A 23,626-nucleotide genomic window follows, 5' to 3' on the forward strand; every position below is an offset into this window, starting at 1 on the left:
TGATTTTTTTACTTAACGATCGTTAAATTTTTGCTAAATCATTTGTCCCCTTCGTCTTTTTTCTCAAAATATGCTATGATTAGTTCGTTATACGCTAAACTATCAAATAAGGAGCTGCCCGCATGACAAGATCTTCTCATCATAAAAAATCGAAATCGCTACACATTGGTCTATTAACTACGCTAGGCGTATTCCTCGCATTAATCGGCTTTTACGCTTACCGCAGTACATATTACACCAATCATTTTTTACCTAACACGGAAATTAATTCCATCAATGTAAGTAACCTGACCGTGCAACAGGCAAATGACAAATTAAAAGACACCTTTTCCAATAAAAAGCTGACGATTGAAGAAAATGGGAAAGTTTGGGAAGAGATCGCAAAATCTGAGCTTGGTTATAAAGATGACTTTTCAGCAGATTTATCTCGATTGTTAAACCAACAAAATGCTTGGTCATGGGGCATGAACTATGTTTCCGCTAGTGAAAAACAAGAAATTGATCCACAAGATACTGATCATCAAAAACTAGATGAAACGCTGGCTTCCACGACGAATAAGCTAACCGAATTAAATAAAGATCGGACACAGACACAAGATGCGACGATTGAAAAATCTGGTGACTCTTTCAAAATAAAACCAGAAATAACTGGCGATACGATTGATGTGACAGCAGCTATCAACGCGCTGAAAACCAGTGTTAAGGATGGCAAAAACAAAATTGATTTGACTAAATTTCAAACAAAACCAAAAGTGACAGCGACCGATAAAAATTTAACAAAACAAGTCGATGAAATGAATGCCATTGCTAATACCAAAGGAACCTATAGTATCAACGGTAATACTTTCCAGATACCTCGTTCTGAAATTGCTAACTGGCTAACTTACACAGATGGTAAAGTTGATTTAGATACAACACAAGTTAAAAACTATGTAACAGGTTTAGGAGAAAAATATAACACGAGTACGAATGACACGAAATTTAAAAGTACAAAACGTGGTGAAGTAACGGTTCCTGTTGGTACCTATAGTTGGTCAATCAAAACTGATGCAGAAACAGAAGCTTTGAAGTCAGCCATTCTGGCAGGTAAAGACTTTACCCGATCACCAATTGTTCAAGGTGCCACAACAGCTGATCATCCTTTAATAGAAGATACCTATATCGAAGTTGATTTAAAAAACCAACATATGTGGTATTACAAAGATGGTAAAGTTGCGCTAGAAACTGACATCGTGTCTGGAAAACCTACGACCCCTACTCCAGCTGGTGTTTTCTATGTTTGGAACAAAGAGGAAAATGCCACATTAAAAGGAACGAATGATGATGGAACCCCTTATGCAAGTCCTGTAAACTACTGGATGCCAGTTGACTGGACCGGTGTTGGTATCCATGATTCCGACTGGCAACCTGAATATGGTGGCGATCTTTGGAAAACTCGTGGATCTCATGGATGTGTCAATACGCCGCCAAGTGTCATGAAAGAATTGTTTGGCATGGTAGAAAAAGGTACACCAGTAATCATTTTCTGATAGCTTCAATAAAAAATGAATTCATAAAAAAACTGGTTTCTCAACAAAGTTTATCTTAAACTTTAGAGAGACCAGTTTTTTTACGTCTATCACTATCAAAGGGGGAATAAAATGGACGATAAGTTACAAGCTAAAAAAACTTATTATCAACAGTTTCTTGGTTACACTGAGCAACAGATCTTAGAATTATCCGCCAGTATCGCAGACCAGCAAAAACTACTCGTCAAACCAGAGAATAACGAATTTGAACAAAAGATTTTAGTCAAAAAACTAGCTAGTGACAAGAGAAAAATGCAATCATTTTTAAATGGTAAGGGCCTCCTCTGTTCAATCCTTCAGCAGCTGGATATTATTCATACTACGATCGCGAATCAAGATCAAAATAATTCGCTATGGAATAGGTTTTTTCGCTCATCATCCAATGAGTTGGCTAATCACCAGAAATTATTACATACATATGAACTTCTGTTTGAAGAAATAATGAAAGGATTATACAGCGATACACAAAAGGCGTCACCGTATAAAAAACTAGTGCCCAAAGAGAGGTACAGATAATGATTCAAGGATAAAATCAACCACTCCTAAAATAAATTCCAATCCAATCTATCAATAAATAAACAACAGCTGGCTTTGATCCACAAGTTCTATTCTATAAAAATGAATCACAAGTATACTACGAAATGAAGCCGAAAAATCCTAAAATAGAAAACTATTTTAGAATTTTTCGGCTTCATACTCAATTTTAATTACTTCTATAACTCATTTTTTCATGTACACTAATTGATACTTCTACCTAAAATTTTTTTCTCACAAAACCAACGATCAAGCATAAGACAATCGCTGTCAACGCCCCCATTGAATCGAGCATGACATCTTGGAAAGACGGTGTTCGATCCCCTGTAAGCATCTGATGAAATTCATCTAACCCAGCATAACCGGTCGCCGATAACCAAGCTAAGACACTTGTTAACCACCAGATTTTCATTTTAGGAAAGACCCCTAAAAACAAACTACCACCTAAAATAAAATAAGACCCAAAATGAGCACCTTTTCGTAAGAAAAATTCAACGAATTTACCATAACCTAAATGATCCACACTCACTACCCCATCGCCATAAGTAAAACGAATATTATCAAATACTTGTTTAAACGGATGATTGGGAAACCACTCTTCGATCCTGGAGACTTGGGATTGTTGTCCGTAAGTTTGCGATGAACTGTAAAATAAGAGAGCCATGATGAGTACTGCAATAACTAAATAAAAGTTGCCATTTTTCATTTGTTTTTTTATTGAATTCATAAGTCACCTCTGCCATTTATAATAGCTCTTTTTTTGCGAAACAACAAACTTTTCTTAGAGACTTAAATAAGAAAATAATGCTATACTAATTGTATTATAAATTGAAGGGAGCTTTTTCATGACATATTCACTAAATTGGGATCTTGATTCAATTTTTTCAGGTGGAAGTGATTCCCCAGCCTTAAATGAACGCTTAGAACAATTAGAAAAACAAATCAATACCTATTATCAATCCGTTAATCAATGGGATCATTCAGTCAGTACAAATGATGAACTTACGACACTGATCAAACAACAAGAAACAATTACAGAAGGTTTTTCTCAATGTAATAGTTATATTACGGCTTTGTTATCTGCGAATGTCAAAGATACCCAAGCAAAGCTTTTATCAGGAAAATTATATGCACTATTACCACGTTGGCAATCAGCCGATACGATTTTATCGAAAAAATTTGCAGAAATATCTGACAATAATTGGCAAACATTGCTCCAAACAGATGCATTTTCTTTGATTGCTTTTCGTATGAATGAGATTCGCAGAGACGGTCATCGTTTATTGTCCGAAGCAGAAGAAAACATCATCAATACACTCTCATTAGACGGGCTGAATGCGTGGAGCAGTCATTACGACACAATTGTGGGAACAATCGTGATTCCATTTGAAGAAAATGGCAAGGTAACTGACTTGTCAGCAGGTCAAGCCTTCAATAAAATGATGGGTGATCCAGATCCACTCGTACGTGAAAAGTTATTTATCGCCTGGGAAAAAGCTTGGCAAGAAAAAACGTCTTTACTATCGGACACATTAAATCACTTAGATGGTTTCCGTTTATCAACCTATAAACTACATGGTATGAACGACTATTTACAAAAACCATTAGAATACAATCGTTTAAAAAAAGAAACACTTGATGTGATGTGGGCAACTATCCAAAAAAATAAACAACCGTTAGTTGATTACTTAACAAGAAAAGCCAATCTTTTCGGTAAAGAAAAAATGGAGTGGCAAGATCAAGATGCACCAATTATTTTAGGAGATCTAAAGGAAAAGACGTTTACCTTTGACGAAGCTGCCTCTTTCATCATTGAGAATTTTCAAAAATTCAGTCCCAAAATGGCAACCTTTGCACAATCTGCATTTGAAAAAAGTTGGATTGAAGCAGAGGATCGTCCGGGAAAACGACCTGGCGGGTATTGTACTGAGCTGCCAGAAACCCAAGAATCCAGAATTTTTATGACCTATAGTAACTCAGTCAATGAAGTAGCTACGCTAGCCCACGAATTAGGTCATGCCTTTCATAGCAGTGTCATGTGGGATCTGCCAGCATTGAACCGTGATTATGCAATGAATGTTGCAGAAACTGCTAGCACGTTTGCTGAATTGATTGTCGCTGATGCTACCTTAAAAGCAGCCAAAACGAAAGAAGAAAAAATCAATTTATTAGATACTAAATTACAAAATGCTTTGGCCATGTTTATGAATATCCATTCTCGTTTCATTTTCGAAAATCGTTTCTATTCTGCGCGACAAGAAGGACTTGTTTCAGAAGAAGAAATCACTCAAATGATGGTTGAAGCTCAAAAAGAAGGTTATCATGATGCCTTAGCTACTTACCACCCACACTTCTGGGCAGCTAAATTGCATTTCTTTATTGATGATGTTCCTTTTTATAACTTCCCTTACACGTTTGGCTATTTATTTAGTTTAGGTATTTATGCTTATGCAAACAAAAAAGGAACAAGTTTTGAGCAAGAATACATTGAGTTATTAAGAGATACAGCTTCAATGACAACCGAAGAACTTGCTCAAAAACATTTAGGTGTTGACTTAACGAAACCAGATTTCTGGCAAGCTGGCATCGATATGGTTTTAGAGGATATCAATAGTTTCATGACACTTTCTGAAGAATATGTACATTAATTGATCAAGCTAAATCATTACTAGATAAAATGATCGATTCATAAACAGTAAAAATAGCAGTTTTTTCATTCATTGGAAATCCTATTTTGACTAATAAGTCCAAATGAGCTAGAGAGAATAGTGATTGGTTTACACCAACCTTCTTCACTCTAGCTCATTTATTTTGGTTGCTTCGTCTCTCATTCCAAACATCCATGATCATTTTTTGTGAAAATCACCAATGTCCCCTACTATTTTATAGCTACATATAAACTTCATTCTTTACTCACTGATTGCATTACAGACTAAAAAAGACACGTTGTCAAAGGATATTGGTAAAAAGAAACCTTAGAATCATAGGGTATCATTTTTATACTTTTTAAACCATAAAAAAGATGTTGGTGAATTTCACCAACATCAAAAAGAATAGAGCCACAAAAAAAAATGAACAGGAAGATTTCTCCTCCTGTTCATTCTATTTATTATTACATACTTACTGCAAAATCAGGTGTATACCATTGAACTGAACCAACTTTAACATTTTCACCTGGTTGTGGTGCATGGATATATTGTCCGCCACCTAATGAAATAGCTACGTGATAAGTTCCGCCAGCAGAACCCCAGAATAATAAGTCTCCAGCTTTTGCTTGAGAAACTGAAATTTTTGTTCCAGCTGATTCTTGAGGTACTGTCCAACCACCGATGTCACGGCCAGTTACTTGTAAATATACATAGCGTGTAAATCCAGAACAGTCAAAGCCACTTGGATCTTTACCACCCCATACATATGGAGTACCAATATATTTGTAAGCTTCTGCTACAATCGCAGCGCCGTTCACACTACCAGAAGGATTTGGTGCTGGTGCTGGAGCAGGCGTTGGTGTAGGTGTTGGAGCTGGTGTTACAGTATTGTTGTTATTGTTGTTATTTGTTGTACTGTTATTAGTGCTATTATTAGTGCTATTGTTTGTATTATTATTTACATTTGTATTAGAGCTGCTTGAACTGCTTTCTGTATTCGCAGGTGTTGACTCTTGTGTAGAAGATTCAGGAACTGTTGATTCTTCTGTTGAAGATGATTCAGTAGAAGAAGAGCCAGTTGATGAATTTTCTGTTGTTGTAGAAGATTCAGTAGATGTTGATTCTTCTGTTGTTGAAGACTCAGGAGCTTTTGATTCTTCACTTGAAGATTGTGCAGCTGATGAGCTTTCTGTTGTAGTTGATGCTGATGATGAAGCTTGTGTTTGTGTAGCTTGTGCAGCAGCTTGTTCACGTGCTTCTTTTTCAGCTTTTTCTTGAGCTGCTTGTTGACGAGCTTGTTCTGCTAAGCGAGCTTGTTCACGGATACGTGCTTGCTCTGCTTCAGCTTCAGCTTTCTTACGGTTCAAGTCAGCTTTCTTATCTTCTGCTGTTGCTTGTTCAGCAGCCAATGAAGTTTTCAAGACATTTAAGTCAGCTTGTTTTGCTAATAAATCGCCTTTTTGTGACTCTAAAGCAGCTTGGTTGTCAGCAAGTTCTTTTTGTTTTGCTTCATTTTCAGCTTTTTTCGCTTCTACTGCTTGTTTGTCTTCTTTTTGTTGTTGTACTAAGTCTTGGTTTGCTTTAACGATTGTAGACATTGCTTGGATACGACCAACAGCATCTGCTAATGAATCTGCATTTAACACAGCGTCAATATAGTTTGAACTAGTATTTTTTACTTGTGTTTCACGTGCTTGTTTTTGGATTGTTGCTTCACGTTTTTCAATACGTTCTTGTAAATCTTTGATTTCTTGTTTTAATTGAGCAGATTCTTTACGCAATGTATCTTGTTTAGTTAATAAATCTTGCGCTTTTGTGTTAATAGCAGAAACTTGACCTTCTAATGCTTCAATTTGTGATTGTGCACTTGCTTGTTGGTTTTGTAAGTCTGCAATTTTTTTGTCTTGTTGTTGTATCTGAGAATCAAAATCGTCCGCCGCGGCAGCGATCGGTGATCCTACGGCAGTTAAAGCGATTGAACTTAGCATTACCGCTGATAATAAACTCTTTTTCACTCTTCATTCCTCCGACTGGCTTAATTTAATAAATATCTAAATATATTTAAGTCTTTCTTAACGATATAAAAATTGTACCATAGCAGTATGTCAACGATATAATAGTTATGTTACAAAAACATTTCAAAATAAAATCTTAAAATGACAAACATGTAAGTTTCAATGATTATTCACAAAATATGACATTTATTTCAGAAATCAGTACAAAAAAAAGAAATTATTCATCACTGAATAATTTCTTGAATGGAAAAACGAAAACTGCGAATAGAATCATCGTTAATAATAAAGTTGGCCCAAGATATCTAGTAATAAAGTAAGTGTTATTTACAGATACTAATTTGAAAATCAATTGTACAGCTAAAGTGAACAACTCATACCCCGTAACAAAAATAATCATACTAAAAAATTCTGTAAAGATATTAAAGTGGATATAAGAACTCATCGAATACATAATAAAGACCATCAGTGGTAATGCCACCGCATAGATCCCGATTACACCGATATAGTAGGTATCAAAGATTGCTCCAAGGACGACCGTTGTAATCAATAAATACCTTTTAGGAAATTTCATACTGCAAAACAGCAAAGCCAAAATGAGAAAATGGGCACTAGCCATGTATTGCCCATTTGACCACTCGACAAACATTCTAGTCAAATGCCCATCAATCAACATCAATAAGAACAATACAACTGGCAAGTAATATTTCATTGTATCTTTTTTCAGCATAGGTTAATCCTCCACCAGTCGTTGCACGATCGTCACAACTGGCAGATCATACATTCCAGCGTAAGGCTTAACATATACTTCACGATCCAAGCCATAACTATCTGGTTTGGTCTTGATGACGGTTCCGATCGGCAGATCTGCTGGTGAGTTCCCACCTAAGCCAGAAGTTTGAACGACGTCGCCTTCTTTGATATTCGTATCTCCAGTTAATTGTGTCACGACTAACGCTTGCAGTTTTTCGTCATAGTTTTTCAATAATCCAAACGCTTCTCCACTAGAAGAAGATACCCGAACTGGGAAATGATTCGAACTTTCATTTGACGAAGTCAGCAGCTCGATCTTAGAAGAAGTACGATTGACTTCAACTACTCGACCAATTAATCCTTTTTGTGCCATTACCGCCATGTTCACTTCAATGCCATCTTTTGATCCTTTATCAACGATCAACATATCTTGCCAAGTATCTGGTGAGCGTGTAATCACATTCGCCGTTACTTTTTCATAGTTAGTCAATGTTTGATTTAAGTTAAGTTCTTTCTTTAATGCTTCGATTTCTTTTTGGTCATTTTTATTTTTTAATGCTAATTCATCATAACTATCGATTTTCTCTTTTAATCGCTCATTTTCAGAATAAGTCGTGAAAAGATTATGGACTGAATCCACTCCATTTTCGACCCATCTTACGGGCGCAGAGATTGCACGGTCAACAAATGAAACACTGTCATTGACAAAAGACTGGAAGAAATTAGGTTTTCCTTCATTCGCTCGTTGCGCGGCAGTCACACTTAAGATTGTCACCACAATGATAACAATGATTAAGGTAATAATAATATTTTTATTAGGATTGAACTTCTTCACAAAGACACCTCGAATTAATTAGACTCTTATGGTCAATTTTATCACTAATTGAGGCGAAACAAAAGGTATGACACCTCTCTTAAGCTTTTTTTTAGTAAATAATTTGACTTGTCATTTTTAACTATTTCTGTTGTATTTACTCGGTTAGAGCAAACTTAATCTTTACTTTGAATCACTGCGACTATCCCAGTTGAAAAGGAAAAATCAGCCGTATCTGAAACAAATTCATTGCTTGCATAAGAAGTTGCTTGGCTCACATCAGTTGTTTCCAGTTCATACTTGCTCTTTTGGATGGACAGCTCTGTTACAGGCGTCAAACAACAATAGGCCAAATAACGCATTTTATCCATTTTGGTAATCACATGTTTGCCAGGTAAATAGTAGGTGACATGATTTTGACGATCCCAAATAATGATCTTTTGAGCATGTGGTTTAAATCTTGGTTCTAACGGCAGCCAAAGGTTAGCAAGCAGGTGATCCAATCGACCACCAGTTGCGCCAATGATCGTGATTGTTGCTTCTGGATATCGTTCAATGGCTTGACACAACCCCAACTGCGTATCTGTATCATCTTTTTCTGCTGGTGCTTGGATCAGTTCATTCGTTGCTTGTTCAACTTGTTTTTTTTCATCTACCGATAACGAATCAAAGTCACCGATTGCTAAATCCAAGGGGAAATTGTTTTGAAGAAGATACCATGCACCACGATCAATGCCTACATAACAGTCATAACTGTTTTGTAGTTCTGGCCAATTTTCAGGAGAACCTCCTGCCACTAATAAAACCTGCATTTATTTCAATGCCTCTTTTAACTGGTTGATTTGACCCACTGGATCTTCTGAGTTATAGATATAAGAACCGGCAACGAAAACATCTGCTCCAGCTTTTTGACAAATTTGTGCGGTTTCAGGAACGATACCGCCATCTACTTCAATGGAATAATGCCAATTATTTTGCTCGCGTAATTCTGATAATTCAGCAATTTTCTCTACCGTTTCTTCAATGAAACTTTGTCCACCAAATCCTGGGTTAACAGTCATCACTAAGACCTGATCTGCTATCGGTAAAACATGTTTGATCATCGTTATAGGTGTGCCTGGATTAATCACGACTCCTGATTTCACGCCTAGATCTTTCATCATTTGCAATGCTCGATGAATGTGTGGAGTGGCTTCCACATGCACCGTGATGATATCTGCTCCAGCCTTCGCAAACGCCGGAATATATTTTTCCGGGTCAACAATCATCAAATGCACGTCTAGTGGTAACTTAGTAATTGGTCGAATAGCTTGTACGATATTGGGACCAAATGTAATATTTGGAACAAATTGTCCATCCATTACATCTACATGGATGTAATCTGCCCCTCCTTTTTCTACTAGTTCGATGTCTCTTTGTAAATTAGAAAAATCTGCGCTTAAGATAGATGGTGCTATTTTCATTAATGCTTCCTCCTATTTTCGTTTACCTTCTTTTTTAGAATAGATTGGTTTTCGATTTTCGACTTCCTGTAAAAATTGCAAATAGTTCTCATAACGTGTTTGGGCAATCTCACCTGTTTCGACCTGGCGTTTCACCTCGCACCCAGGCTCTTTAGCATGCATGCATTCTCTAAAACGGCAATGGTTCGATGCACTGACAAATTCAGGAAATTGTTTTGGTAATTCAGTCGTTTCGATCGTCAAAAAATCGATCGAGCTGAATCCTGGTGTATCTGCAACTAAACCATCATACAATGGGAGTAATTCCACATGTCTCGTTGTATGTCTCCCACGTCCTAAAGAATCAGAGATTTCCCCCGTTTCTAAGTTTAGATCTGGCGAAATTTGGTTTAAGAGTGTAGATTTTCCAGCACCAGATTGGCCCATAAAAACGGTCAATCGTTCTGGGAAGTAACGAATTAATTCTGCAGTATCTCCAGGATATTTCGGAACAATCACTGGATAACCGATCGTTTCATACGTTTGCTTGATCTCATCGATTTGCTGTTCGTTTGAAGCAAGATCTGTTTTTGTCAAAAATATGACAGGTTCAATGGATTCATATTCTAAAGTCACTAGAAAGCGATCCAATAAATTATAAGAAAAATTTGGTTCTACCAAGCTTGTAACTACGACACCTAAATCGACATTTGCTACCGGTGGACGCACCAGTTGATTTTTACGAGGCATCACTTCTAACAAATAACCGTCCGTCTTGTTTTCGCTTTCAAATAGTACTTGGTCACCCACTAACGGAGTGATTTTTCGATTACGAAAGTTTCCTCGTCCTCTCGTTTGATAGGTCTCACCGTCTGCGTGTACATAATAAAACCCACTAATTGCTTTTCTGATTTGTCCTTTGATGTATGCCACCTCCAGTTTTCCTTATTTTACCACAGGAAAGAAAAATCATGTGGCGTTCCTGACAAGAAACTTAGCGAAACTCAATAAAAAATAGCAGAGCACGTTTAGAAACGCTCTGCTATTTTTTATTGTTATTACTATTTGGATGAAGACGACGTGCTTTCTTCTTTAGACGTAGTAGTACTTGAACTTTCTTTGCTGCTTGACGATTCTTTGGTTGAACTTGATGATTCTTTTGATTCTTTGGTTGGTTCTGGTCCTTTTGAATAAATGACATTGACGATCGTTCCTGGAGTAATCGATGCCCCCACGCCAGGAGCTGTTCGGATCACTTTATCTTTTTCTACGGTATCAGAATATTCATAAGACTCATGTCCGATGTATTCTGCGCCAATACTTGATAAATAACTTTGTGCATCACTTTTCGTATAGCCTGAAATATCATTTAATGTTTTCGCATTTGGTCCTTGACTAACGACAAAACTGATATAGCTATTTTCAGTCAATGGTTCACCGTAACTAGGTAATTGGCTAATGATTGAACCAGCTGGAACCGTATCGCTGTAATCATACGTCTCACTGATCCTTTTATAACCATTTGAGCTCAATATCCCACGAACGGTGTCATAATTTTGACCAGTATAATCCCCCATCGTTGGTTGCGCGCCTTGGCTCACAACAAATGTGATCTTATCTGTCGTTGGATCGACTTCCGTTCCTTCTTCATCCGACTGGGAAATGATTCGTCCATTTTCTACTTCATCACTGAACTCGTCTTTTTTCTCGATACTATCAGCTGGAAAACCAAGCTTCTTCAATCGGCTACTTACTTCGTCAAAATTCATCCCAGTATAATCATCTAACTTGATTTTTTTCTTACCTGTGCTGACGTAAAGGGTAACTTCACGGTTTTGTTTCACTGTAGTTCCCGCTGCTGGGTCCGTTTTGACAACGTCTCCTTCTTCGATTTGTTCATCAGGGATCTCTTCGGTTTTTGTTGCTGCTTCTAATTTAGCTTTTGCTAAAGTATCTCTGGCAGACGCTTCTGATAATCCCGAAACGTCAGGAATTTCGACTTCTCCACGACCTCCAGAAGCAAAAAAGACGGCTGTTCCGATTCCTAATAAGGCTAAGATCACCAATAAAATAATCCACCATTTTTTATGCTTTTTACTCTTTGGATCAGGAACTGTCTCTTCTGCCATCACAGGAGTTTCTTCTGATTTTTCTTTAGGTAATGGCATGGATTTAAATGACTCTGGCATTGGTGTATCTTCTTCTAATGGTGTGATCACTTGAGTTTCTTTGGTCATTGCTTGTGGCACCCATTTGGCTTCATTTGCCCGAGCAGGAGACAGCGCTGTTGCTAAGTCTTCTGACATTTCTTCTGCTGTTTTATATCGATCTGCCGGTTCTTTTGCAGTAGCTTTCAATACCACATTTTCTAAAGCTTGCGGCGTTGTTGGGTCTAGATCCTTGATTGAAGGTAACTCATCTTGGAAATGCTTCAAGGCAATCGTCACTGCAGACTCACCATCAAAAGGAACACTGCCAGTTAATAATTCGTAAAGAATGATCCCTAAGGCATAGATATCTGATTGTTTCGTAGCCATACTTCCTCTAGCTTGTTCAGGAGATAAGTAATGGACAGAGCCTAACATCGTATTCGTTTGTGTGATCGATGTTTCAGATAATGCGATTGCTATACCAAAATCAGTGATTTTGACCACGCCCTCATTATCGATCAAGACATTTTGTGGTTTCAAATCACGATGAATGATTTGGTGCGTATGTGCTAAAGAAATAGCTGATAAAATTTGTTGCATAATATTGACTGCTGTATCATAAGGAACAGGATAATGGGTTTGAATATAGCGTTTCAGGTCCATTCCTTTTACATATTCCATCACGAGATACTGCATGTTGTCTTCTTCTCCAACATCATACACACTAACAATATTAGGATGAACTAGTTCAGTCGCAGCTAGTGCTTCTCGTTGGAATCGTCTAATTGCCGTTTGATCATTTTGGAAATCGAATCGTAACACTTTGACTGCGATATCACGATCTAAAATAAGGTCATGGGCTAGAAAAACATTTGCCATGCCCCCACTACCAATATTTCCAGTGATTTGATAACGACCATTCAACTTTTTGCCTAACTCAATCATGCTACGTCCTCCTTGTATTCGATCAGAAGAACGGTAATATTATCTGCTCCGCCTGCTTCATTTGCACGTTCGATTAATTCTGTTACCTTGTCGAACAAAGCCCCTTCTTGATTGATAATCGTTCCAATCGTTTCTTCAGATAACATGTTCGTTAACCCATCCGAACACAACAACAAACGATCTTTTAATTGCCAAATATAAGTCGATACATCGACTTCTACAGTTCCTGGCATTCCTACAGAACGAGTTAAAATATTTTTTCGTGGGTGGTTCGCTGCCATTTCTTCACTGATTTCTCCAGATTTTACTAGTTCATTCACTAAAGAATGATCTTCTGTCAGTTGAATGATTTTATCTTCACGGATCAAGTAGGCACGGCTATCCCCCACATGAGCAATAGTAAACTGATCTTCTGATAAAGCTGCTGCTACGATCGTCGTTCCCATCCCATTGTATTCTGGTTGCTCTTGGCCACGTTGATAAATACGAGTATTTTCTTCTTGGATCGTTTTGATGAACCATTGCGCTACTTTTTCGTCATCACTTAAACTTAGATTTTCCCAAGCAGTTCCTAAGTTTGTCACTGCCATCTGGCTCGCGATATCACCTGCACGATGACCGCCCATTCCATCTGCCAATACTGCTAATTTAATTCCAGCTTGATTCGTAAAAACACTCGCATAGTCTTGATTTGTATTACGTCGTCTTCCTACATCTGATTGATATTCAATCTGCATTCTTTCACCTCATTACTTTTTACGCAAACAACAAATGAAAAACCCATCTGTATAGAACTGATGTGGGTATAAAGTCAACATTTTATCTTCGATTGATGATTGTAGCACAGGATCAACTAAAACATCAATCCTTTCAAAATCAGTATGTCGCTGTAAAAATGTTTCAATGACTTCTTGGTTTTCCTCTTTAAGAATCGTACAAGTACTATAAGTTAATATTCCAGAAGATTTTAACACAGATGCACAACTTTCCAAAATCGCCAATTGGATCACTGGTAAATTAGCTAACTCGCTGGCATTTTTTTTATAACGAATATCTGGTTTTCTTCTCAATAGTCCTAATCCTGAGCAAGGGGCATCAACTAAGATACGATCAAATGTTTCAGCTGAAAATTCCTCTTTCACTTCACGTGCATCCATTTTTTGTGCATAAACAGTTGTAAAAACACCTAAGCGTTCCGCATTTTCTTCGATGAGTTTTACTTTATGTTCATGAACATCCAGTGCTGTAACTTCGCCACCACATGTTGGATCTAAAAACGTGGCAATATGCGTTGTTTTTCCTCCTGGTGCCGCACAAGCATCTAAAACATGATGTTCTGGCTCGATTTGCATAGCGGGTGCGACCAGCATCGAACTTTCATCTTGGATCGTCATGACCCCGTCATGGAATAAGGAACTAGATGCTAAATGTCCTTTTTCAGCAATTACCCCATAAGGACTAAGTTTACTTGCTGTCGCTGAAATTTCTTCTGCTTGGAGTGTCTCGATTGCTTGTTCTCTAGGATATTTTCTGATATCTACTCGACCACTGACGTGACTTGGCTGGTAGAGGGAAAGTCCTAATTTTTCCGTTTCTTCATAACCGATTTGATCAGTCAATCGCTTGGTTAACCAGATCGGTAAACTGATTTTTACGGATAAGCGTTCAATCGGATCACCGATTTGTTCAACATCTGGTTTACCTTGTCGTTGATAATTTCTTAAAACACCATTTACAAATTTCCCAGTACCAGGATTTCCCTTGATCTTAGCAATTTCGACCGCTTCATTTAAAATCGCATGAGCTGGAACTTTATCTAGAAATTCCAACTGATAAACTGACAAATAAAGTAATGTTTTAACCCAATCATCCACTTTTTTTGCTTTTGCTATCAATGGAGCGACATAAAATTCCAGTAAAAGTTGACGACTGATCGTTCCATAGACCAATTCAGTAAACAAGCCAACATCTTTTTGATTTAAATCCCCTTGATTGATCATTTCGTTCAATAATAAATTAGAATAAGCACCGCCCTTGTTTACTCTTTCAAGGGTGATCAGTGCCATATAACGAACAGATTTTTTCATTTTTTTTGGTATTTTTGCCATTATTTCACCTGCTGCCCAATCATTACCTGTTGTCCACTACCATTCAAAAACTCATTGATCGCTTGTTTTCCTTTACCTGCTGGCTGTAATTCTTTGATTGCCAACACCGTTTGTTTACCACAAGCAATCCACAGATTTTTCTTATCTTTTTTGATGATGGTCCCTGGCTCCGCCGTAGTTTTCTCAGCTAACGCTTCTACATTTAAAAGTTTCCAACGGGTTTGTTCGTATGTCGTAAATGCAATCGGCCATGGTCGCATCCCACGGACTTGGTTGTCGATCTCTTCTGCTGTCTTGTTCCAATCAATTGCTTCTTGCTCCCGTGTGATATTCGGCGAAAAAGTTACCTTTGATTCATCTTGTGGACGTGGACTCAAATTTCCATTCAAAATATCAGGTAATGTTTTAAGTAATAGTTGTTTCCCTAATGCACTTAACTTTTCAAACATGGTTCCCACATCGTCTTGTTTAGTGATTGGTAAACTTTCTTGAGCATAAATGCCCCCTGCATCCATCTTTTTGATCATTTCCATGATCGTTACACCGGTTTCTTTTTCCCCGTTGATAATCGAGTAATGAACTGGCGCCCCTCCTCGATATTTTGGCAATAAAGATGCATGTACATTTATAGCTCCGTGAACAGGTGCCTGTAATAATTTTTCTGGTAAAAATTGACCAAATGCAGCTGTGATAATCACATCTGGTTGTAGGGCAATGATTTTTTCCATTTCTTCTGAACCAGAGATTTTTTCAGGTTGTAAAACCAATAAACCGTGTTTCACGGCTGCTTCTTTTACTGGGGTAGGGGTGATGATTTTTTTACGTCCCACAGGGCGATCAGGTTGTGTCACGACTGCGACTACTTCATACCCTTCTTCTAATAAGCCTTCAAGGATCGGTACTGAAAAAGCTGGCGTTCCCATAAATACTAATTTAGTCATCAAGATGTTCCTCCATATACTCTTCTAATTCGGCTTCTGGAATTTGCTCAATCATTTTTTCAACGAATAATATACCGTCTAAATGGTCGATCTCATGCTGAAAGGCACGAGCTAAGTAACCAAAGGCTACTACTTCGATTTCTTCGCCTTCACGATCATAATAGCGAACCGTTACTTCGTCAAACCGTTTGACGGTCCCATAAACATGAGGGATGCTTAAGCAACCTTCTACATCAATGCTTTCTCCCTTTGCATCAATAATTTCTGGATTGATTAATTCAAACTTTTCACCTTCATCTACTTCTACGATTGCAACTCGCTTGTTTTGACCAACTTGTGGAGCGGCAATGCCAATACCGTCGTTAGCAACCATCGTTTCATATAGGTTATCTAGTAAAGTAATTGTTTCATCTGTGATCACATCGATTGGTTGTGCGACACGTTTCAATTTATCATTGGGGTGGATCAATATAGGATAGCGCATGTAAATTCCCTTCTTAAATAAAGTGTAATGGTTCATTATCAATCGCGACAAATAATCCTTGTCGTTGTTCTTTTTGGCCCTGGTCTAAAATATTTTTTAAGATATTCGCTAAATTAGGCTCATGTTTATATTTAATGATCAACTGGTAATAGTACCGATTTTTTACCCGATTCACTGTACTAGGGGTCGGTCCTAATAACAAGCTTTGATTTCCTAACACTTGACGTAACTGATTCGCAACCTCAAAAATCTTCTTAGCAGCAACTTGTTCTTCCTCATGGCTGGTCGTGATTTTGACAGTAAAATAATAAGGTGGGTATCCACTACGATGTCGGACGGCCATTTCTTGTTGATAGAATCGCTCATAATTCTGTTCTTTTGCTAATTCAATTGCATAATGTTGCGGATTAAAGGTTTGGATAATCACTTCGCCTGCTTTTTCGGCTCGGCCTGCCCTTCCCGAAACTTGCGTAAGCAATTGGAACGTATGCTCGCTTGAACGAAAATCAGGCAAGTTAAGGGAAGTATCAGCATTCAAAACGCCGACCAACGTCACATCAGGAAAATCCAACCCTTTGGCAATCATTTGCGTCCCCAGTAAGATATTCGCCTTTTTTTGACCGAATTGTTGCAAGATACGTTCATGCGCACCTTTCTTTCTGGTCGTATCAACATCCATACGTAAAACACCAGCTTCTGGGAAAAGGGTCTTTAATTCTTCTTCGACTTTTTGGGTCCCTGTTCCATAGTAACGAATTTTATTCCCTCCACAGTTAGGACAACGGTGTGGGATTGGTTCTTCATGTCCACAGTAATGGCAACGCATGGAGTGGGTGTCCATATGAAGGGTCAGAGAAATATCACAATTGGGACAAGGTAAAACAAAACCACAATCCCGACACATCACAAAGGAAGAATATCCTCGCCGATTTAGTAACAGCACAATCTGTTCTTTTTTCGCCAAACGGTCTTGGATTTTTGCTTGTAACTGTTTGGAAAATGTGGACGTATTATGTTGTTGCAATTCTTGTCGCATGTCAACAACTTCAATTGTTGGAAGTTGAGCAGACAAGTTGGCTCTTTGACTCAAATGGAGTAATTCATACAGCCCTTTTTGTGCTCGAGCACGTGATTCAAGAGATGGTGTCGCACTTCCTAGTACTACTGGACAATGATGATAATTTCCACGCCAAATCGCTAGATCTCTGGCATGATAACGTGGCGTTTCATCTTGTTTATAGCTTGATTCATGTTCTTCATCAATGATGATCAATCCGATATTTTCTAAAGGGGCAAAAATTGCCGAGCGGGCGCCAACAACAACCTGGGCTTCATTTCTTTCGATTTTACGCCACTCATCGTATTTTTCTCCCTGAGATAGCCCGCTATGTAAGACAGCTACCGCCTCTCCAAAACGCCCTTTAAAACGCTCTACCATTTGTGGTGTCAAAGCAATTTCAGGAACAAGCATAATCGCTGTTTTATTTTGAGCTAATACCTCAGCAATGGCCTGTAGATAAACTTCTGTTTTTCCACTTCCAGTAATTCCTTCTAATAAAAAAGTGTGACTCTTCTCTTGTTGCCCTGCTTCAACGATACGTTCTACTGCATGTTGTTGTTCTTTATTTAGCTGGAATGCTTGTGTTTGTTCAAACGTGCGATTTTTATAAGGATCACGATAACTTTCTACTTCTTCAAAAGTTAACCAGCCTTTGTCTTTTCCTTGATTCAAAGTTGCCGTGCTGATACCTTTTTCTTTGTAATAACTAATTGGTTCAGCCTTTTTTTGCTCAGATAAGCAAAGCAGAAGTTCTTTTTGTTTCTTCGCATTCGCTCTTAACTTTCCCCACTCTTCCTCAAGCTGGACACTATTCAAATTTGAGCGGATCAAACGAATCGTTTTGACTTTGTTCTTAGTGTGTACTTCATATCTGATATCTACTAACTTGTCCTGACGCCAACGGATCAATTGGGATAAAATGCCCTCTTCTTGCGCTTCTTTCCAGGAGATTTCTGTTCGTCCTTTAAAGAATGCCTGGACGTCCGCCGCTTCACTTACAGGATAGATTTGTTTGTCATAGGATGCTTTCATGACAGCAGGAAGCATCGTTTGTAAGCAAGTGATCTTAAACGCATAAGTGATCGTCTTCATATAATCAGCCAATTGAAGTAGTTCTTGATTAACCACAGGTGCTAAATCTAATACTTGGACAATCGCTTTTAAATTTTTTTGTTCGATGCTATCTTGTACTCGCAAACCTACAACGAACCCTTGAACATGACGGTTGCCGTTACCAAAAGGAACTTCTACTCGCATCCCGACTTGAATCGCCGTTTCTACTTCAGAAGGAACCAGATAGGTGAAAGGCTGATCGGTTTGCATAGTGGGTACATCGACGATAACATCAGCTGTGATTGGCATGGTTTCCTTCCTCCTTTAGTTACTCTATCAAATAGACAAAATCGTTCTTGCCTATTTTACTAGAGATTGCTTGGTTTGTCTTATTTTCTGATGAATCCTTACAAAAAATTAACGGCGCAGCAGCATTCTGCAGAAAAGTCATTCTTATATGCTAAAACGTGATCCTAAAAAGAAGCCGAAATTCCACAAAAATTTGAGAATACAAATTTCGGAAATTTCGGCTTATCCAAAGAATCTAGCACTTTTTATTGGTTTTGCTCTTCACGGATACGTGACTCTAACTCTTGTTGTTCACGATCTTTTTTGGCTTTACGCTCTTCATCTTCCATTCTCAAGCGTTCCCGTTTTAATTCAGGATGAGGATCATTGATCACATTTCCTGCTTCGATTTCTTCTAATGCCTGTCCAACACTTTTTACTGATTCAAATGAATCCATCGTAGGTTGTGCTTTTGCATCTAGCTCGTGTGCACGTTTGCTTGCTAAGATAACTAGAGAATATTTTGAATTTACGCGATCTAACAATGAGTCGATTGAAGGTTTTAACATCATAAGACTACATCTCCTTTAACATTTTGATATATTTGCCGATCACACGGTCGACACGAAAGTGTTCACTGGCAATGATATTTTTGATTCGTTCTACCGCCAGGGGTACCTGGTCATTGACTACGGCATAATCATATAGTGCCATCATTTCAATTTCTTCTTTGGCAACTTTCATTCGTTCTTCGATTACTTCATCTGCATCTGTCCCACGGCCAACGATTCTTGATTTTAATTCGGCTAAATCGGGAGGAGTTAGGAAGATAAATACGCCATCTGGTACTTTTTCTTTGACTTGTTGAGCACCTTGGACTTCGATTTCTAAAAATACATCTTTTCCTTCGTCCAATGTTTTATTGACATAAGACAAAGGTGTTCCATAATAATTCCCTACATATTCAGCATATTCCAGCATTTCTCCGGCTTCGATCATTGCTTCGAATTCTTCTTTGCTTCTAAAGTAGTAATCGACTCCTTCGACTTCTCCTTCACGCATCTTACGAGTAGTCATTGAAATCGAATATTGGAAATCATTATCCTCACTCTCAAAAATTGCTTTTCGCACTGTGCCTTTTCCTACACCTGATGGTCCAGACAACACGATTAATAATCCACGCTCTGACATGACGACGTCCTTTCAACTAGTCTTTTTATACTAACGTTTATTTTGCACTTTTTTTCGACAACTTTCAAGGGCATCTTTGATTATAGCAAAAAAAAGCGCCTTTGACTGGCAAAACCTTTGCTTTTCACTCGGGCTTTTGATGATAGTGATTAACTATCAAGTTCATCCTTCATTCAAAAGTTCAAAAAAAGGTCCCTCTCACCTTACAGGTTCTAACTGAGCAGCATTCTTTTTCAAAAAAATAGTGAGAAGCGCAACATATGGTTGCAGCTCTTCTCACTAACATGCCGATTACCGTCGTTTTTAAAAACCCATGTTTGACAAGGTATTGACAACACCCATGATCTCATCTTTTCGAGAGAGTGCTTTTTCAGTTGGGTCTTTCACTTCTTCTGCATCGATTCTCACAATAAATTGACGATTCATCGTCACATAAGTCCCATCGTTAACTAACAATTGGATTTCTTTCTCCGTCACTTGCGCACAGGCATCTTGCCAAGCTTCAAATCCTGCTTTTTCAGAAGGAACATTTCTTTTGATGACCGTTTTCCCACTTAATTCATGAAACGTGATATCATAATAGTTCATTTTTTTCGTCTCCTTGCTATTCAATATTTTGGATCTGTTCTCGGATTTTTTCTAAAATCGTTTTTAACTGGATCACTTGGTTTTTGATTTCAATCGCACTTGATTTTGAACCAATCGTATTGATTTCTCGATTCATTTCTTGGATCAAAAAGTCAAGTTCTCTGCCAACTGGCTGTTTTACTTGAAGTAATTCATCCAATTTGCCGATATGGATCACTAAGCGATCCAATTCTTCATGAATATCTCCTCGCTCTAATAAAATAGCGAGTTCAGTCAGCAATCTTTGTTGATCGACCGTTGCTCCCAAGTAATCTTCTAGTTTCTTTTGATATTTTTCCTGATACTCTTGTTCGTATAACTCAACAAATTGTTGTAAGTCATTTAATACTTGTTTCAGTTCATCACTGTTTTTCTGAATGATCGCCTCTAAGGCTGTCCCTTCTTTTTGGCGACTTTTTTCAATTTCAGCTAGTGCTTCATGGACCGTTTCTAAAACCAAGGCTGTCAGTTCATCCATATTGTTTTCATTTTTTTCTTCAATCACGACAAAAGATTCATTCGTTGTCAAAGTTTCTAATAGACGTCCAATCTGTAATTGCTGTTTCTCTCCATAACGTTGGGTTATTCCTTCAGTTAAGTTCGTCATCAGCTCGTCAATCAAATTCCAATCAACAAAAACTTGTTTTTGATTTTGTCCCAAATACGTCAGATTGATAAAAACTTCGACTCGACCTCGACTTAAATGTTGTTTCATCAATTGGCGAATATCATTTTCGAGATAATTTAACAATTTAGGACTACGTATTTGCATATCTAAAAAGCGTTGATTGACACTTTTGATCTCAACTTCTAATTGATACTCTGCGGTTTCACGGGTGGCTTTACCAAAACCAGTCATACTTTTCATTCAACAGGGTCCTTTCTGTTACATATTTTCGATAGCTTTTTGTAATGCCTCAAATTCTTCATTGGTTAGAGTAAGCCCTTTACCCATTTTCTCATGTTCGGGCGCCCAGTCACGAAGATCGAATTTAGGTGGGCGGCCATTCCAGCTGACTAGGTTCAGCTCTTTTCGCCATCCTTTATTATTTTCGGATAAAACAGCGATCTCTTCTATGATTTCGTAGGAAAATTCTTGTGCCATGGTTGTTCCTCCTTTAGATAAAGTAAATATAAATTCAATAGGGTGTCAAATAACTGCGTATGAAGCTTAGATTGAAGTTGCTCGTTCTTTTTTTGTTTAACTAAATGAGCAATTTCATTGATTTGTTCCTGTTCAGTCTTTTGCTTTTTTTGGTATTTTTGGACTCTGCGCCACTCATTACTATTTAATTGTCCGACCTCTCGAATCATTTGATTGAAAAATGAACTTGATTCTTTTTGAATGATCTGTTCGATCAATTCATCTACATCATAAACTTTATTCGGTAAAACGAGCTTTTTTTTGGCTAATAGTTCAAGCATCGCCACCCCGCATGTTTCAATTACTACCCTGTCTTTATATATATTACGCAAAGTTTGCCAAAATTTTGGTTGTTGAACAAAAGTTGTTTCTAGCTGAAGATCATTCACTAGATAGCTTAAAAATTTACGCCAATATTGTTCTGCAAGTTTCGTTGAATAGAACGTATACCAATTCCCCTCAAAATCACCTAACTTTTTTTTCATTTCCAGATAGCCTAATTGGAGATTGAATTGGTTTCTCTGCCGATTAAAAATCAAGAAGGTTCCCAATGACCAATTAGAGCGGCAGAGCCATGGAACAGTCTCTTCTGGTATCGTAATCTTCTTAGTCACTCCGGGACCATCCACATCTACTATTAAGCACTCCGTTGCCCCTTCTTTAATTGCTACATCCACAGGCAAATTATTTCGATAACCACCATCAATATATTTTTGTCCAGCAATGTTTCGATAACTCATAGCGGGATAAAACGAGGCCGAAGCTAGGATCCAATCAGCAATTTCATTGCTTGCCAATTGCTGGATCGGTGTCACCACTTCTTTAAAATCAGGAAGTCGAGTCGAAACGGTAAATAAACGAGGACTTTTCATTTTTAAAATCTTCTCAGCATCTAATTTACTTTTGAGTAACTTTTCCAAAGGGGTGATTGAGGCTCCCCCCTTGATAATTGCTGCTCTCGTCATTTGCCGTGTTTCTTGGATAAACCTTTTCCGTAGATCTTCTGATAATGCAGTTTCTGGTAGCTGTAATACTTGATTCGTTGCGAGGGATTGCCATAAAGAAAGAGCTTGCGATAAATCATCTTGCAAGATCAATACACCGTTTAACGCACCAACTGAAGTTCCCGTAATTACTTCAAAATGAATCTGATGTTCTTTTAACGTTTGCCAAACACCGATTTGATAGGCACCATGAGCGCCACCGCCACCTAATACTAAACCAATATGATAGGTCAGTTTTTTTTGCCAGATTGTCTGAGCCAACTGATTGTCTTGCGTATAACCATGATGAGATAGGAGTGTCTGCCAATATGTCGACAGTGGTTCAATCCATTGAAAAGAACAATATTTTTTGAAATAAAAACGGGAACACCACTCTATCTCTTTAAAAAAAAGCGTCCAACCAGGCATGTCACCAACCACTAGCACATTTTTAATCAGCCATTGTTCACTGGTTCGTTCGGCAATAAAATAAAGGGTATGTTTGTTACCGATCATCCGCCAAGCTTGCCTTTTCTTTGTTGCCAACCAAAAGGCATCACGGCTTTCCTGATGGGTAGCATAAAAGGGTAGCAATTGTTTGGCTCGTTGAAGTGTAGAGTAGAGGACTGTTTTTTCTGAACCGTACACTTGTTGAATCAGCATAATCTTCTCCTTTTTTATTATAACAAGACAAATATATTCTTTTAAAGTATACTATTTTTTTGAGAAATACTAAAATGAATACATTGTTCTTGTAAAAGCTATAACAAAATCCATTCCATCCATTTATACAAAAACAATGAAAATGTCCATGTTTATCACAAAAAAAGTGATTTTGTAATGGAATTTTAAAATAAAAGAAACAAGCTTTTTTTTAATAA

At 37.8% G+C, this 23,626-nt stretch carries 22 protein-coding genes; 3 read left to right on the top strand and 19 right to left on the bottom strand.

Annotated features, from left to right (window positions below; genetic code table 11):
- The first annotated feature begins 122 nt into the window (after positions 1–122).
- The gene (locus IGK91_RS12115) at positions 123–1,529 is read left to right on the top strand and encodes a L,D-transpeptidase family protein (protein ID WP_010737288.1); all 1,407 of its coding nucleotides are present in this window, start codon (positions 123–125) and stop codon (positions 1,527–1,529) included.
- A gap of 111 nt (positions 1,530–1,640) precedes the next feature.
- Complete coding sequence (locus IGK91_RS12120; RefSeq protein WP_034866910.1) at positions 1,641–2,084, top strand: hypothetical protein; 444 nt, start codon at positions 1,641–1,643, stop codon at positions 2,082–2,084.
- A 238-nt stretch (positions 2,085–2,322) separates the two neighbouring features.
- On the opposite strand, the gene IGK91_RS12125 is transcribed toward IGK91_RS12120, so the two are convergent.
- Entirely contained in the window at positions 2,323–2,829 is a 507-nt protein-coding gene (locus IGK91_RS12125; RefSeq protein WP_010720587.1) for a VanZ family protein, read from the bottom strand.
- Between the two features lie 118 nt (positions 2,830–2,947).
- On the opposite strand from IGK91_RS12125, the gene IGK91_RS12130 reads away from it, so the two are divergent.
- Complete coding sequence (locus IGK91_RS12130) at positions 2,948–4,750, top strand: M3 family oligoendopeptidase (RefSeq protein ID WP_010737286.1); 1,803 nt, start codon at positions 2,948–2,950, stop codon at positions 4,748–4,750.
- Between the two features lie 464 nt (positions 4,751–5,214).
- On the opposite strand, the gene IGK91_RS12135 is transcribed toward IGK91_RS12130, so the two are convergent.
- The 18 genes from IGK91_RS12135 to IGK91_RS12220 all read right to left on the bottom strand — a co-directional run bounded on the left by IGK91_RS12135 (position 5,215) and on the right by IGK91_RS12220 (position 23,408).
- The gene (locus tag IGK91_RS12135) at positions 5,215–6,765 is read right to left on the bottom strand and encodes an NlpC/P60 family protein (RefSeq protein ID WP_430605303.1); all 1,551 of its coding nucleotides are present in this window, start codon (positions 6,763–6,765) and stop codon (positions 5,215–5,217) included.
- Between the two features lie 217 nt (positions 6,766–6,982).
- Complete coding sequence (gene mreD / locus IGK91_RS12140) at positions 6,983–7,492, bottom strand: rod shape-determining protein MreD (RefSeq protein ID WP_010737284.1); 510 nt, start codon at positions 7,490–7,492, stop codon at positions 6,983–6,985.
- Between the two features lie 3 nt (positions 7,493–7,495).
- A complete protein-coding gene (mreC, locus tag IGK91_RS12145; protein WP_010720591.1) occupies positions 7,496–8,350 on the bottom strand; it encodes a rod shape-determining protein MreC in 855 nt (284 codons plus the stop codon).
- 155 nt (positions 8,351–8,505) lie between these two features.
- Entirely contained in the window at positions 8,506–9,141 is a 636-nt protein-coding gene (locus tag IGK91_RS12150; RefSeq protein ID WP_010737283.1) for a thiamine diphosphokinase, read from the bottom strand.
- On the bottom strand, positions 9,142–9,792 hold the full coding sequence (gene rpe, locus IGK91_RS12155; RefSeq protein ID WP_010720593.1) for a ribulose-phosphate 3-epimerase: 651 nt from the start codon (positions 9,790–9,792) through the stop codon (positions 9,142–9,144).
- A 12-nt stretch (positions 9,793–9,804) separates the two neighbouring features.
- Entirely contained in the window at positions 9,805–10,704 is a 900-nt protein-coding gene (gene rsgA, locus IGK91_RS12160; protein ID WP_010737282.1) for a ribosome small subunit-dependent GTPase A, read from the bottom strand.
- A 128-nt stretch (positions 10,705–10,832) separates the two neighbouring features.
- Positions 10,833–12,866 (bottom strand): Stk1 family PASTA domain-containing Ser/Thr kinase, encoded by a 2,034-nt coding sequence (gene pknB / locus IGK91_RS12165; RefSeq protein ID WP_430605304.1) that lies wholly within the window; start codon positions 12,864–12,866, stop codon positions 10,833–10,835.
- On the bottom strand, positions 12,863–13,603 hold the full coding sequence (locus IGK91_RS12170) for a Stp1/IreP family PP2C-type Ser/Thr phosphatase (protein ID WP_010737280.1): 741 nt from the start codon (positions 13,601–13,603) through the stop codon (positions 12,863–12,865). Before IGK91_RS12170 ends, pknB begins: the two co-directional genes overlap by 4 nt.
- 12 nt (positions 13,604–13,615) lie before the next feature.
- On the bottom strand, positions 13,616–14,974 hold the full coding sequence (gene rsmB, locus IGK91_RS12175) for a 16S rRNA (cytosine(967)-C(5))-methyltransferase RsmB (protein ID WP_010737279.1): 1,359 nt from the start codon (positions 14,972–14,974) through the stop codon (positions 13,616–13,618).
- Complete coding sequence (gene fmt, locus IGK91_RS12180) at positions 14,974–15,915, bottom strand: methionyl-tRNA formyltransferase (protein WP_010737278.1); 942 nt, start codon at positions 15,913–15,915, stop codon at positions 14,974–14,976. The genes rsmB and fmt overlap by 1 nt, the downstream gene beginning before the upstream one ends.
- Positions 15,908–16,399 carry a peptide deformylase gene (gene def / locus IGK91_RS12185; protein ID WP_010720599.1) on the bottom strand — a complete coding sequence of 164 codons (492 nt, stop codon included), beginning with the start codon at positions 16,397–16,399 and terminating at the stop codon, positions 15,908–15,910. Before def ends, fmt begins: the two co-directional genes overlap by 8 nt.
- Before the next feature lie 13 nt (positions 16,400–16,412).
- The gene (gene priA, locus IGK91_RS12190) at positions 16,413–18,821 is read right to left on the bottom strand and encodes a primosomal protein N' (protein ID WP_010737277.1); all 2,409 of its coding nucleotides are present in this window, start codon (positions 18,819–18,821) and stop codon (positions 16,413–16,415) included.
- 245 nt (positions 18,822–19,066) lie between these two features.
- A complete protein-coding gene (gene rpoZ / locus IGK91_RS12195; RefSeq protein WP_010720601.1) occupies positions 19,067–19,372 on the bottom strand; it encodes a DNA-directed RNA polymerase subunit omega in 306 nt (101 codons plus the stop codon).
- A gap of 4 nt (positions 19,373–19,376) precedes the next feature.
- Positions 19,377–19,991, bottom strand: a complete 615-nt coding sequence (gene gmk, locus IGK91_RS12200) for a guanylate kinase (RefSeq protein WP_010720602.1) — start codon at positions 19,989–19,991, stop codon at positions 19,377–19,379.
- 303 nt (positions 19,992–20,294) lie between these two features.
- Positions 20,295–20,579 carry a hypothetical protein gene (locus tag IGK91_RS12205; protein ID WP_010720603.1) on the bottom strand — a complete coding sequence of 95 codons (285 nt, stop codon included), beginning with the start codon at positions 20,577–20,579 and terminating at the stop codon, positions 20,295–20,297.
- Positions 20,580–20,595: 16 nt separating this feature from the next.
- Positions 20,596–21,486: a YicC/YloC family endoribonuclease gene (locus IGK91_RS12210; RefSeq protein WP_010737276.1), complete on the bottom strand. Its 891-nt coding sequence runs from the start codon at positions 21,484–21,486 to the stop codon at positions 20,596–20,598.
- Positions 21,487–21,504: 18 nt separating this feature from the next.
- Entirely contained in the window at positions 21,505–21,723 is a 219-nt protein-coding gene (locus IGK91_RS12215) for a YdbC family protein (RefSeq protein WP_010720605.1), read from the bottom strand.
- Positions 21,693–23,408 (bottom strand): patatin-like phospholipase family protein, encoded by a 1,716-nt coding sequence (locus IGK91_RS12220; RefSeq protein WP_181934441.1) that lies wholly within the window; start codon positions 23,406–23,408, stop codon positions 21,693–21,695. The genes IGK91_RS12215 and IGK91_RS12220 overlap by 31 nt, the downstream gene beginning before the upstream one ends.
- Between the last annotated feature and the right edge of the window lie 218 nt (positions 23,409–23,626).

It is taken from the genome of Enterococcus sp. DIV1208 (assembly GCF_050530455.1).
Lineage (GTDB): Bacteria > Bacillota > Bacilli > Lactobacillales > Enterococcaceae > Enterococcus_B > Enterococcus_B hirae.

Coding starts and splice junctions, on each gene's coding strand:
- IGK91_RS12115 (WP_010737288.1), top strand. CDS start 123: ATGACAAGATCTTCTCATCATAAAAAATCGAAATCGCTACACATTGGT.
- IGK91_RS12120 (WP_034866910.1), top strand. CDS start 1,641: ATGGACGATAAGTTACAAGCTAAAAAAACTTATTATCAACAGTTTCTT.
- IGK91_RS12125 (WP_010720587.1), bottom strand. CDS start 2,829: ATGAATTCAATAAAAAAACAAATGAAAAATGGCAACTTTTATTTAGTT.
- IGK91_RS12130 (WP_010737286.1), top strand. CDS start 2,948: ATGACATATTCACTAAATTGGGATCTTGATTCAATTTTTTCAGGTGGA.
- mreD (WP_010737284.1), bottom strand. CDS start 7,492: ATGCTGAAAAAAGATACAATGAAATATTACTTGCCAGTTGTATTGTTC.
- IGK91_RS12150 (WP_010737283.1), bottom strand. CDS start 9,141: ATGCAGGTTTTATTAGTGGCAGGAGGTTCTCCTGAAAATTGGCCAGAA.
- rpe (WP_010720593.1), bottom strand. CDS start 9,792: ATGAAAATAGCACCATCTATCTTAAGCGCAGATTTTTCTAATTTACAA.
- pknB (WP_430605304.1), bottom strand. CDS start 12,866: ATGATTGAGTTAGGCAAAAAGTTGAATGGTCGTTATCAAATCACTGGA.
- IGK91_RS12170 (WP_010737280.1), bottom strand. CDS start 13,603: ATGCAGATTGAATATCAATCAGATGTAGGAAGACGACGTAATACAAAT.
- rsmB (WP_010737279.1), bottom strand. CDS start 14,974: ATGGCAAAAATACCAAAAAAAATGAAAAAATCTGTTCGTTATATGGCA.
- fmt (WP_010737278.1), bottom strand. CDS start 15,915: ATGACTAAATTAGTATTTATGGGAACGCCAGCTTTTTCAGTACCGATC.
- def (WP_010720599.1), bottom strand. CDS start 16,399: ATGCGCTATCCTATATTGATCCACCCCAATGATAAATTGAAACGTGTC.
- priA (WP_010737277.1), bottom strand. CDS start 18,821: ATGCCAATCACAGCTGATGTTATCGTCGATGTACCCACTATGCAAACC.
- rpoZ (WP_010720601.1), bottom strand. CDS start 19,372: ATGATGTTAAAACCTTCAATCGACTCATTGTTAGATCGCGTAAATTCA.
- gmk (WP_010720602.1), bottom strand. CDS start 19,991: ATGTCAGAGCGTGGATTATTAATCGTGTTGTCTGGACCATCAGGTGTA.
- IGK91_RS12205 (WP_010720603.1), bottom strand. CDS start 20,579: ATGAACTATTATGATATCACGTTTCATGAATTAAGTGGGAAAACGGTC.
- IGK91_RS12210 (WP_010737276.1), bottom strand. CDS start 21,486: ATGAAAAGTATGACTGGTTTTGGTAAAGCCACCCGTGAAACCGCAGAG.
- IGK91_RS12215 (WP_010720605.1), bottom strand. CDS start 21,723: ATGGCACAAGAATTTTCCTACGAAATCATAGAAGAGATCGCTGTTTTA.
- IGK91_RS12220 (WP_181934441.1), bottom strand. CDS start 23,408: ATGCTGATTCAACAAGTGTACGGTTCAGAAAAAACAGTCCTCTACTCT.